Below are 11,816 nucleotides of genomic sequence, written 5' to 3' on the forward strand. Positions count from 1 at the left end.
GAGGTGGGAATACCGGCCAGGTGTTGTTCGAAACGAACATCGCCGCGCAGGGTGCCAGCACGCCTGCACGGCCGATGCCGTTGTTCAGTCGGTGGGCACTACGTTATCCAACGCTTTGTTCACGGCCAATTCTCCTAGCATGACCACCTGCGCGATGCCCAACAGGGTATTGCGCCGTGAGCCCTCCAGCATCCCGGCGAAATCACCGAGCATCACCGTGGCTGAGGCCAGGGATTCGCAGGCGTTGACCAGCAGCGATTCGGTGTCTGATTCCGGGTTGACCATAAACAGGGTGTTGGGACTGTAGGGCGTGGCGTTGATATTGGTCGGCGCGAGGTAATGGTCGAGCGCGCGCTCGGCGGCGTCGTGCAGTTTTTTGAATGAAAGGATTCGTAAGGCGATACCGGGTCGGTGACCGGCGGATGGGACGGTGTCTGTGACATCAGCTGAAACTCCGGTGAGAGCCGCTTGAGCGTCTGAGTATGGGAATGCCGCGCCACGGCTGTGGCGCGTCCGCTGGCAGTGAGGGAGCATGCCCCTCCTGCCTGGGTTGCCGGCTAGCTCGACACGCGTCGGCTGTCGAGCACGCGATTGACGATCAGCTCACTCAACATGATCACCTGCTGCAACATCAGCAGCGATCGACGCTGTGGATGGTCGATCACGCCACCGATTTCGCGGGCCATGTCATTGGCGGCGGCCAGTGATTCACAGGCTTCGACGAGCAACGTTTCCTCGTCCACCGTGGGATCGATGAGAAAGATCCTGCCCGGCTGGCGCTTGGGAATGGTGGTCTTGAGCGTCTGAGGGTCGAGGTAAAAGTTGATGGCACGAGCGGCCGCGTCTTTTATTCGCTGGGGTTCCAGAGCGGGGTCGTACGGGATCGAATCGGCTTCTGGCGGGTTTGGCGTTACTTTGAACATAAATGACTCTCTACCTTGAAGGAATGAAGAGCCGTCACTATCGCTACCAAACGATGGGTGGCGGCCACGCGCGGGTTGGTAGACCGGTCAAGATAGTTAACCCCGGCGCTCACGAATGAGCCCCACGCATGGCCACCATAGAGAGCTGAGCCTCGAAATAGAGGCCGCATATGGGGAAGCCGTACAACTATCAAGAAACGGGCTACCAAACCCGATCACTGTTTTGCAGTGACAGGGAAACGATAAAGCCCAACCGATAGCTGTGTAAGCCGGCGGATTCTGAAGTACCGGTAGGCAGCGGCGCAAGGCGTTGTAGGCTTTTTGCAGTAACAGTCGGTGTAATTTAAACGTGATTGCCAAGTCGTGTTTATGCGCTGTACGTGCCTGCTCATCTCACCTTTTCAAAATGTAGGAGACCCGAATCTGTTTAGGCCGATCTCAAGGCCGTTGCGCCGTGGGGCGGAGACATTCAAGCAAGTCGGGTCGTAGACGGGCTTTTGGCTCTTCCACTGTTGGCCGTAGAGAAGCAGAAAAACGCCTCGGCCGGCAGGCGAAAAAATTACCTGCCAGCACTGGGATCACAAATGACATAGCGCTTAGTCTGCTTTGAAAACGAACTCAAAACCGATTCCCACAGCTCTCAAGAGCTCGGCCACGCGCTCGAAGAACAATTCCCCCGCTCCGAAACCTCGTGCTTGCCGTAAACACGGATGACGAGTGACTTGCCGAGTGCAGCGGGAATCTTGTTATAGATCTCACCGCCTTCGATGAAAGCGATGTAGCCGTTTATCTTCCGTTGTAGCGCGAGCAGGTGCTCGGCTTATAGGGTCTTATTGCCCCATTGTAGGTGGTCAGCGATGCCCAGGATGATGGTGCCACTGTCCGATTTGGGGATTCCCCACATATCGATAATGTTCGGGTCTGTTAAGGACACTGCGGATCCTTGGCCTCCAGCCGATTTGTTAAATCCCTCTGAGGGAACCGAGCTACAGCTCTGTGGCTTGCCGCTCTTTTGCTTTGCTTTAGCTCGACTAGCTCACACGCCTAGTGTCGAACGGCAAAGTCGTCCTTCAGCACAAATTCCATTCCGATGCCTACGCCTTTGAGTACCTCGGTCACGCGGTCGATAAAGGTTTCACCTTGCTCAGGCAGCTCATATAAACCATTGATGCGAATTTTCGGATTCTTGCCCTTGGCTGGCGGATAGCTTTCCAGCAGTTCGCCGCTCTCGATGAAGGCGATGTAGGTGTTGATCTTTTCTTGTAGCAACAACAGATGTTCGCCCTGTTGGGCTTTGTCGCCCCATTCCAAGTGATCAGTGATGACGAGGACGACATTGTCGGGTTCCCACTCGGGCACTGCGATGATGTCGACGACTTTGGTTTCGGTGATGGACATGTCTGCTCCCTCAGAAGGTCGGGTCAGGTCGAATGATGTCGACTCTGGTAGGTGGGATTCGGGTGCCTCCGGTGAAGCCGGGTTTACCTTTGCCGACGACGGTTGCGCCGGTCTTCTCTATTTCTGGAAAGCCCAGTTTTTGATTGCGCGTCAGTGGCGCTGTTTCAGAAGATTTGCATTCGACGCAGGAGATGTTGCCGTCCGCATCGCGGCCCATCATATCAATGCGCGTGCGTACACCGCTGTCGGTTTTGACGGTGACCTCACGAGCGGCTTCAGGTTTGATCTTACTGAATTCGTCAAATGACGCTTCTTCGAACGCTTTACCCTTTTGCTTATTCTTCTCTAGCTGCGTGCTGAGCACGATGTAGATCGGCTCAAGCCCCGCATCCTCCGGGAACCAGATGATCGCATCCTGGAACTCAGGTGGGTGCGCGGGGTTGGCCAGCAGCGTGTCCGACTGTGGTGTCGGCGGATAGACCCAGACGGGAGGTAGCTGAGGCGCACCTTCCAGCGCTGGGATTCCCAGAACTCCGTCGAGGCTTGCTCCGGGTGTCCAGGTCAGACCGATGCCGTCGCCGATGTCGGCGATGAATTTTTCGCCGTCTTTCTGCGCTTTGATGACCGGTACATTTTCCCAGTCCTTCTTGCCTCCGGTGTAAAAGCCGTAGGCGTTGACGGAGCCGTCCGGCAACGTTTTCACGTTGACTCGAACGCGCGTTCGGCCGGTTTCTAGCGTGGCGTATTGCTCGTCCTTATAGAAGGCACTGTCCGGGGCGATGCTGGTGTTGGGCATCAATAGCGCGACGGTGCCCACGGCAGCGCCTGCTGCCATGGCGCCTGCGCCGTCGAGTAGGCCTAGCGCGAGTGAGCCACCCAGCCGTTGGGCAACGGCACCGCCGGTTGCGGAGCCGCCGACAAACTGGAGGGGCGTGCCTTCGGCCGTAATCGCTGCGCCAGTGGCCAACACGGCCCATAGCCCGTAGTCCGCCAGTTTTTCAACGGGGACGAACCCTGTCGGGTTGCTGTGGTTGATTTCGCCGTCGGGCAGGTTGCAGCTTTTGGCGAAGACGCATCCCTTGAGGTCGGGTTTCGAGTCTGGCGCTGGCGGGAGTTCTTTGTATTGCGCCCAGTGCTGGGCGTTTAGGTCGACGGGTTCGACGCCGGTGTTGCGGTAACCCTTGGGTGGGTTGGGGACGTAGCCGCTCAATCCTTGTTTCCTTGTTCTGGTCCTTTTGAACGGAGTGAAGGGTGACAGGCGCGGTTTCGAGTGGCAATAGATGGCAATTTGGTACTATATTTTGACTGTCCGTTCTTTTTTATTTTTTGCCAGATAACACGGGTAATACATGAGTGCTTATGCTTTCGAACTGAAATTGGTATGTGGCGGTTTCGCTTACTTTTCGACCCTCACAATGGGCAGCATGCCAGGTGATGGAGGATTGGAGGTCCGAACGCCGTCATGTGTCGACAGAGCAAGGTTCGCTACGGCTTTGGCAGATATGGGCTTAAATTATTCATTCGTTCACGACGAGCAGAGTTTTTACGATTGGACTTGTATACAAGGCTGGGCCATCGCAGACCTTGATTTTGCCAGGACGCACATGAGTCACTGGCTAAAAAACGTGAATGCTTGATCTCACCCTTCGGCTCCTTCACCGACATGAGCATCGCGTCCGACTCAATCAGAAAACGCACCTTTAGAGGGAAATTCAAGAAACGTATTTTAGATCGGGACAATAACAAGTGTGTGTTGTGCCCAAGAACTGATCAGCTCACTCTACAACACGTCAGGCCCTATTCAGGCGGTGGTGAAACCAGCTTTAGAAACCTAGTTACTTTATGCGAGCCTTGCAATCAAAATATGGGTGCTGAGAGTTACCGTTTTTTATATGATCTAGCTGGCCTGCGATCCTCGTATGAACCTTCTATGCTGCGTAGCACTAAGTTGAACAAAAATGCGATGATCAGAGCTGTTCAGCTATCCAGCAATATAATGCACACTCGGTGCGAGCTGTACTGACTTTTATGAGGCGCATGGGCCGCCGTAACTTCTACACCCTCTGAGGCACATTGCCTTTTAATGTTGCGAGGTCAGTAGATAAATGTTTTAGATTTTTGAGGGGGCTGGCGGCTGCAGCAGCATCTCATCGCTCACCTAAAATAAACTATAAATCTATTTAATCTCCCACGGCGGAATGTAATTATCATCTCGGACTTCACTCTCGACTTGACGGGAGTGATACACACCGTCCCCCAGCGAGAGCGACTCAAGCTGTCGGATACTCCTGTTGTATGTCTCGGCAAGGGACTTAAAATCATCATCGAGATATGCTGCCTCGCCTAACAAACCACCAAGCTTATACTCTAGCTGAGTTTTGCTCAGCCCAAAACCGCTGTGCTTGCCTTCAATCGCCAATTTAACTAATCTGATTTTTCTAAACCTGGCGTTGGGGACTTTTAATGCCCCATCAAAGATCACTGTGCCGGTGATATGTTTAGGCATCTCTGGGCCAAACAGGCGAGTCTTCTTAGCCGCGGTCACATGCCCGTATTTTTTTACTAACTTCTCAACCTCCCACAATAAACTTCGAGTTATGTGGGGCCCCGAAAAGGTCAGGTCGTCTACATAGCATGTAAAATTAAGGTTTGACCTTTTTGCCAGCGCACTTAGCTCATCGAATAAAGGCTTATTGGAGTAATATGAAAGAAGTGGGCTTAGTGGGCTTCCAGTCGGGATGCAGTCATCGCAGGTTACAAGCTCAGAGTAAAACTTGGCTATATCCCCGGGGCATTCAAGCCGATCCCTGAAAAAATTAAAAACTTGTGATTTCGTAGTGGAGCGAAAAAAACTACTGATATCGAGCGTAGCTACCATGGTGCCCATCAAGTGGGCTTCAGCATTTTTCTTATAAGAAGTCCCCTTAAGAGCAAATTGCATATATGTGGGAACTTCGACACAACGAAGCAACTTCAGAATACGCTCGTGAATAGCCAATAATGTGCCTTTTGGCTTTTGCACCCAGCGGCTTTTAGGAGTTTTACCAACATTGAAGGGGTCAACTTTTGGGGTCATTTCGAAACGCTTGTAGTCACCCACGCTATCAACAATCTGAGCAACAGTAAGAGATAGAATGGTCGCCATCCTCGATCTTGAGGTGGTTTTGTACAGTGCGCTTTGTGATATGTCGTAGGATTTTTTTCTTTCTTAGCCTTTTTTACTCGCTTTGGCTTCATTTTTATTTTCAATCCATTCCAGAAGATGAATCACTTTTTTAGCCACGCCCACGCGCAATTTATCCGAAGGCTTAGGAGTGTCGAGGTTTTCAGAAAAAAATAATATTGATGACAACGGAATGTCGAAACGGTAGCTGTATCTTCCCAGCAGTTCGATTGTCGGTTGTTTTTTGCCTGATTCCAGCTCGGAAAGGTGAGAGTTCGAGATTCCCAACTCCTTACTCAGCTCTGTTTGTGACAGATCGTGGTAGGTTCGAATCAAGCGTAATGCCTGGTTCAGCATCACAGCATCCTCGTTAGTAAGTGACAACAGCGGGGTTAGGCATTAGAAGAGCTCACGAAGGTTTTCTAAAAGTTTTGGCCAGTGTTTGTCGATCAGAGCGCACAGAATTCCGACCCAACGTACAACACACATTACCTGCTTCAACCGTTTAATCATCTTCAGTTTTCTAAAAGCCGGGCGTCGCTTGGCGGGTTTATCAATTTTCATGGTGTTATTCCAGTTACCCCTCTCAGAATTTGAGAAGGTCTCGCATGCAACTGAAACGAAAATTGGAGCAAGCAACGCTTTTCCCCTTTCTGAGCACCTGCTTCCGACTCGCACGGAAGCAGTATCCCCGCGTGTCCGGATCCCTGTGCTGCCGGGTGCCGAATCGCTTGGGAAAGGGTTTAGAGGCAAAGCCTCCACTGGACCGAAGCCCTAACAGCAGCGAGATGATCTCCTTACCGCAAATGCAGGCTATCTGAGGCGTTGAAGCAAGTCAAAATATTTTCGCTAATAGCGAAATAAATACGCTGATTTTTCACCTATCGATTTTGTCGATTACCGTGTTTGATTAGCTTGTTGGCGCTTGAAGACACTTGCTAGGAGAGCTTTCGAGCTTGTTGGTCGAGGTGTGACATTGCCAAATCTAGAATGGCTTGTTCTGTTTCCGGTTGGAGTGTTCCCCCACTGTCTACGGGCAGATATTGCCGCGCAGGAATGTCGCCCCATAGGTGCGGAAAATCCGCCTGTTTTCCACCAAACTGCATCATCGCCGCATACGGCTTGTTGCTGCCAACCATGGCCGAGCTGTCGGTTGCATGCGTGGTCATCGAGGCCGCCAAACCAGCAGCACTGACCTGCAGAATCTGTCCCGGCCAGTGGCCGTGCTTTGCGCGCTTTTCAGTGGTGACATCGGAGAGCTCGGGCCACTCGGGGCGGCCTTCGTGTTCGAAGTTTTCTTCGGTTTGGCTGGCGAGTTCGGCGGCGATGGATTGCATCAGGGGCTTGAGGTCGCCGATGGCGATTACGATTTTGCTGAGGGATTGTTGCAGGTGCTGGGTGTTTAGTTTGATGGTGAACATGGACGTCCTGTTTTGGCTTTTGGGGGCAGATAACCAGTCCCCACTGCCGAGCTTCACGGAACGGCATCGGGGGCTGCGAAATGTCAACTGGACGTCATCAGCACCGCCAACGTCATCTTGATGAACTCTTCATTCTCATCAGTCGTGTGTAGGGCTCCACGAACGTTTTCGACAGCCTCTCCATTGCCGGTTTTCTCAGCGAGCATTGCGAGTTCCATAATTGCCGCCTCTAGCGCTAACTGATTTTCGTACATTTTAGAAAGAAGGCTTGGCAAAAGATCCGAGTCAGGCATGGTTTTGATTCCTTTCGACCGTTAGTGATGTTGTTACGTTGCTTGACCATTTTGGCAGCGCCCTAGGCCTTTCGGTCCTGTTAGAACTACTAGTTTTTTAGACGATTTAATGTCGGCTTCGATTCAGAAAACGCATATCTATACGCCAAGAAGTCCTTCTTACATGGGCGCCATGGTTGGTGCTCTTTTAAAAAAACTACGGTTTCCGAGTGATTTTTAAGTCGAATTTCGACGGAATCATTGTGCGGTGGTGTTTGGGCTGACGCTATCGCGAGCAGGCTCACTCCTACAGGGACCGCGGTGGGTCAGCTTAGGTGGAGTTGCCGTTTGTTTTGTGGTTTAGGGCTTGGGTTAGGGCTTTGCCGGGGGCGTGGTTGAAGCCGGGGTCGGTTCGAAAGGTGATGTTGTGTCCTTGGGCGTTTTTGAGGCGCAGGCCGGTGACGGTGGCGGTTCGGATTTCGCCGGTGTGTTTGTTGAGGCCGGTTTCTACGGTTTCGGTGAAGGTGCGGCCTTGGCTGGTTTGGACGGTGAGGTCTCGGCGTTTGACAGCGGCTTCGGTCAGGGCGAGGACACGGCAGCGGCAGTTGAAGCCGTTGGGTGGGTAGATCGTTTGCCAGATGGGGTCGTCGTGGCGGAAGACCTGGCGTGCATGGCGCGGTGGCTGGGGCGGGTTTTGCTGTCGAGGATGGAGATGAGCATCCAGTACGGGTGGGTGGCAGTGGCAGCTTGCATGCTGGTTTTGCGGCCAGCCATGTAGGCGCTTTGCAGGTTGGTTTGGTAGATGGTTTTGAGGCGACGCGGGCTGCCGAGTTGGACGGGTTGAGCAGTGCCGTCTGCGGCGACGATGATTTGTTTGCCCCACCAGCCTTGAGCTTGCAGCGTGGGTGTGAGGTTGGCGGTGAATTGTTTGAGGGTCTGGCCTTGTTGCAGGGCTGTTTCCAGGGCGGCGCGGATGTCGGAGAGCAGGTCCAGGCGCATGGCTTTGGCGACGGTGAAGGCTTGGTGGTGGGCTTGGTCGAGCATGTCTTGCCAATGCCAGGTGATGGCGTAGCCCTTGGCGTGCAGGTAGGCGATGGCGTTGGCGGGTTCGAGGCCGAAGATGGCTTGCAGGTGGCTGGGGTCGAGGGTGTGTTTGGCCATGTCAGTCTTCCCGGTCGGCGGTGGCGCTGAGGTGGCCCCAAGTGTTGGCGATGAAGATGAGCTGGGCCAGGTGTTGTTCCAACGCTTGGGTGTCCATGTGGGGGTTGGCCTCGGCTAGCCGTCCGAGCGCGTCGGCGTCGGTCGGGCTGTGCTCAAGTGCAGCGATCAACGGCGCAATGGCGTGTTGGCTGTGTAGGTGGAGGACGTTGGCTGGTAGACCATTGATGGCTTGGTCGAGGGCGTGCTGGTCGAGTGCGGAATGACTTTGGTACTCGCTGAATGCGGGCGAGCCGGTGACGGTCGGCGTTTTTCGCAGGTCGCCTTCTTGCAGGTTGTAGGTGCGTTGCCAGTAGGCGTTGGTGAATTGGACGCCGGATTCGGTGAGGGCTTTGTCGCGCTGGGCGAGGCTTTTGTCGATTTCTTCCTGTTGCCACAGCTGATAGTTCGGAGCGGCGACGTGGGGGCCGAAGTTGAGGTCGACGACGTGACGAATACAGGCGTTGAGTGCGGCGGCGACGATGCTGGCGTCGCCGTCGCGGATGTCGTGGGTGACTTCGGCGCCAGCGGTGGCGCTGGCGCGGTTGCTGTCTTTTTCGGTGGTCTGGTTTTGGCCGAGCATGGCGACGTTGATTTCGCTGCGATAGTATTCGAGCAGTTGGCGGTAGACGTCGGCGCTGCCGGCTTTGCCGGCGGCTTCGATGATTTGCACGCTGGCATCATCCGGGATCGCAGCGACGGCGTCCTGGACCATGGCTTCGAGGCTGTCGAGTAGCAGGTCGGTTTCTTCATCGTTGGCGCCGCGCTGGTGTTTGCCGATGACCCAAGGGCTGCCGTATTTCTCGGTGAATTGAACCCAGAATTTCAGGCCGCCGCGCATGAAGGTCGCGGGCCAGAAGCACATGCTCAGGTCCGGGAAGCCGTAGGGGTTGGCGTAGGTGGCGTCTTGGCGGGCGACGATGAAGCGTTGTCTCTCCCCAACAGGGAGCCGACCGTGTTGTCTTCTGTCAGACATCGACATCATCGACCGAGTCGGTTATGGGTCGATGAATCTAGGCGACAGGCAATACAATGCGCTGACGGCCTTATCAAGTGTTTTCAGATCTACGCAGTGCAACCTCGACCCAGGCAACTAACTCGTCCGCCGCAAAAGGTTTACGCAGCCAGTCAACGACATCAGTCGCTCGGGACTTGTCGCAAGGCAAATCTCCGTGATGCGCCGACACGAAAATCACCGGCATCCTCCAGCCTTGCGCCCGCAGTGCATCCAGCATCTGCGAACCACTCATGCCCGGCATCTGCATATCGGAAATCAGACAATCAGTCTGCGCCGGTCCATCCGATTCAAGGTAATCCGCCGGCGCCGCATAGCCGAGCACTCGATAACCCGACGCTCGCAGCAGGCTGCTCAGCGATGTGCGCATGGCCTCGTCGTCGTCCACTACCGCAATGACATGCGTCTTGTGCATAACGCTCCCGGGCCGGGTGGCCGAGCTGGTGACTCCTGTCGTTCTTGCACCATACGCTGATGGCCACCGGGCAAAACTATACGTAGGTATAGCGGTTCAGCCATCGCGGCTGAAGCGACTGCGGTAGTCGCGCGGGGAGATCGACAGGTGGCGCTGGAAGCAGGCGCGCAGGCGTTCTTCATCGCTGAAGCCGCAGAGGCGGGCGATTCGTTCGATTTTATGCCGGGAATTTTCCAGCAGGCGTTTGGCCGCTTCGAGGCGAAACAGCTCCAGCGCTTTCGACGGTGTGCGCCCGGTGCGCGCTTTGTAGACCCGCGTGAAGTTGCGCAGGCTCATCGCGGCTTGCTCGGCGAGGCGCTCCACCGTCAGATTCGGATCGCCGAGGCGCTCCATCAGCCACAGGTGCAGATCATCGAACATCGCAGCGTCCTGCGCCTGCGATTGCAGCAGCGTGCTGTATTGCGCCTGGCCGCCGGGGCGTTTGATGTACACCACCAGTTCCCGCGCGACCTGCAGCGTCACGTCGCGGCCGCAATCGGCCTCGACCAGTGCCAGCGCCAGATCGATCCCGGCGCTGACTCCGGCCGAGGTCCAGATCTTGTCCTGCTGAATGAAAATCGCATCGGCATCCACCTCGATCGCTGGAAAGCGACCGCGCAAAGCGTCGCACATCGCCCAGTGGGTGGCGGCGCGGCGGCCATCGAGCAATCCGGCCTGAGCCAGCAGAAACGCACCACTGCACACCGAAACCACGCGGCGGGCGAGCTGAGCATGGCTGCGCAGCCAGTCGGTGAGTTCGCGGTGCTCGTCGAGGCTCTCGCAAATGTCGGGAGCGCCGGGCACGACCAGGGTGTCCAGCGCGGCGCTGTCGAGCGTGGTTAACGCCTGGGTGTCGATGGCCAGCCCTTCGACGGTCTGGATCAAACCGCCGCTGAGGCTGGCGGTGTGCAGTTGATAACCGGGCTGCCCGCGCTCGGCCATGGCTTTGCTCGCCGCCCAGAACACGGTTTGCGCACCGCTGAGGTCGAGCAGGCTCAGGCGTGGGTAGGCAATGAACACCACGTCGCGCGGAGCCGTTGTAAAAGCGGGATGAGTGGACATCGCGGGCCTGCCTGTTTGCAGCGCTGGCGGCGGGACTGCCTCAGCCTGGCCGATTTTCAGGGGTTTCTGGCCGGTCGGCAATGGCGTCGACTGATAGCCTGATCGCTGACCGCCCGGGGTATCTGGCTGCGGTCGCCATCCTGAACTAGATTTATTGACCAGCCCGATGCGTGCTGCGATCTCGCCGAGGAGACACGATGACCTTGTGGTCGCATTCCAGCCCTGCGCAAAGTCCCGCTGTGCTCAGCGAGCCGGTGGTGTACGTGGTCGATGACGATGCCTCGATGCGCCAGGCGCTCGACAGCTTGCTGCGCTCGATCGGCCTGCAGGTGCGAACCTTCGACAGCGCCGCGGATTTTCTCGCGCAAGCGCAACGTGAGGTGCCCGGTTGTCTGGTGCTCGACGTGCGTCTGCGCGGCGAAAGCGGCCTGACATTTCAGGAGCAGATGGAGAAAAACGGCCTGCGCATCCCCGTGGTGTTCATGACCGGCCACGGCGACATCGCCATGAGCGTCAAGGCGATGAAGGCCGGTGCGGTGGATTTTCTGGCCAAGCCGTTCCGAGATCAGGACATGCTCGACGCCGTGGCCAGTGCGCTGGCCCGCGACCGCGCGCGGCTCGCCGACGAACACACCGGCGCCGTCCTGCGTCGGGCTTACGAAACGCTGACCGCACGTGAGCGCGAGGTGCTCGGCTACGTCATTGCCGGGCTGATGAACAAGCAGATTGCCGGGCAACTCAAGCTCAGCGAGGTCACGGTCAAAGTCCATCGCGGCCAGGTCATGCGCAAACTGGGCGCACGTTCAGTGGCCGATCTGGTACGAATCGCTGAGGCGTTGGGCATCGAGCCTGTGCAGCGCGGCCCTGAGCATTGCTAACGCTGAACACCCGGTACGGCAGAAAAACCTTGA

The 11,816-nt window shown here is 56.0% G+C and carries 12 protein-coding genes and 2 pseudogenes; 1 reads left to right on the plus strand and 13 read right to left on the minus strand.

Annotated features, from left to right (window positions below):
* Positions 1 to 84 precede the first annotated feature (84 nt).
* From LJU32_15375 to LJU32_15435, 13 genes and pseudogenes are all read right to left on the minus strand, one after another.
* Positions 85 to 443, minus strand: a pseudogene (locus LJU32_15375) (DUF6124 family protein).
* Positions 444 to 557: 114 nt separating this feature from the next.
* Positions 558 to 923, minus strand: a complete 366-nt coding sequence (locus LJU32_15380) for a hypothetical protein (protein WKV87187.1) — start codon at positions 921 to 923, stop codon at positions 558 to 560.
* 596 nt (positions 924 to 1,519) lie between these two features.
* Positions 1,520 to 1,857: pseudogene (locus tag LJU32_15385) on the minus strand (hypothetical protein).
* Positions 1,858 to 1,967: 110 nt separating this feature from the next.
* Complete coding sequence (locus LJU32_15390; protein WKV87188.1) at positions 1,968 to 2,321, minus strand: hypothetical protein; 354 nt, start codon at positions 2,319 to 2,321, stop codon at positions 1,968 to 1,970.
* Between the two features lie 10 nt (positions 2,322 to 2,331).
* Positions 2,332 to 3,531, minus strand: a complete 1,200-nt coding sequence (locus LJU32_15395) for an S-type pyocin domain-containing protein (protein ID WKV87189.1) — start codon at positions 3,529 to 3,531, stop codon at positions 2,332 to 2,334.
* 966 nt (positions 3,532 to 4,497) lie between these two features.
* The gene (locus tag LJU32_15400; GenBank protein WKV87190.1) at positions 4,498 to 5,466 is read right to left on the minus strand and encodes a reverse transcriptase family protein; all 969 of its coding nucleotides are present in this window, start codon (positions 5,464 to 5,466) and stop codon (positions 4,498 to 4,500) included.
* Positions 5,467 to 5,529: 63 nt separating this feature from the next.
* On the minus strand, positions 5,530 to 5,841 hold the full coding sequence (locus LJU32_15405; protein ID WKV87191.1) for a helix-turn-helix domain-containing protein: 312 nt from the start codon (positions 5,839 to 5,841) through the stop codon (positions 5,530 to 5,532).
* 581 nt (positions 5,842 to 6,422) lie between these two features.
* Positions 6,423 to 6,905, minus strand: coding sequence for a phage virion morphogenesis protein (locus LJU32_15410; GenBank protein WKV87192.1), 483 nt, complete (start codon positions 6,903 to 6,905; stop codon positions 6,423 to 6,425).
* 83 nt (positions 6,906 to 6,988) lie between these two features.
* Positions 6,989 to 7,198, minus strand: coding sequence for a hypothetical protein (locus tag LJU32_15415; GenBank protein WKV87193.1), 210 nt, complete (start codon positions 7,196 to 7,198; stop codon positions 6,989 to 6,991).
* Between the two features lie 558 nt (positions 7,199 to 7,756).
* Positions 7,757 to 8,338 (minus strand): hypothetical protein, encoded by a 582-nt coding sequence (locus LJU32_15420; protein ID WKV87194.1) that lies wholly within the window; start codon positions 8,336 to 8,338, stop codon positions 7,757 to 7,759.
* A 1-nt stretch (position 8,339) separates the two neighbouring features.
* Positions 8,340 to 9,350: a DUF935 domain-containing protein gene (locus tag LJU32_15425; GenBank protein ID WKV87195.1), complete on the minus strand. Its 1,011-nt coding sequence runs from the start codon at positions 9,348 to 9,350 to the stop codon at positions 8,340 to 8,342.
* 73 nt (positions 9,351 to 9,423) lie between these two features.
* Positions 9,424 to 9,804, minus strand: coding sequence for a response regulator (locus tag LJU32_15430; protein WKV87196.1), 381 nt, complete (start codon positions 9,802 to 9,804; stop codon positions 9,424 to 9,426).
* 96 nt (positions 9,805 to 9,900) lie between these two features.
* The gene (locus LJU32_15435) at positions 9,901 to 10,905 is read right to left on the minus strand and encodes a DJ-1/PfpI family protein (protein ID WKV87197.1); all 1,005 of its coding nucleotides are present in this window, start codon (positions 10,903 to 10,905) and stop codon (positions 9,901 to 9,903) included.
* A gap of 197 nt (positions 10,906 to 11,102) precedes the next feature.
* Here LJU32_15435 and LJU32_15440 point away from each other — a divergent pair, with 197 nt between their 5' ends.
* On the plus strand, positions 11,103 to 11,783 hold the full coding sequence (locus LJU32_15440; protein WKV87198.1) for a response regulator transcription factor: 681 nt from the start codon (positions 11,103 to 11,105) through the stop codon (positions 11,781 to 11,783).
* Positions 11,784 to 11,816: the final 33 nt, after the last annotated feature.

The organism is Pseudomonas sp. B21_DOA, assembly GCA_030544685.1.
GTDB lineage: Bacteria > Pseudomonadota > Gammaproteobacteria > Pseudomonadales > Pseudomonadaceae > Aquipseudomonas > Aquipseudomonas fluorescens_AO.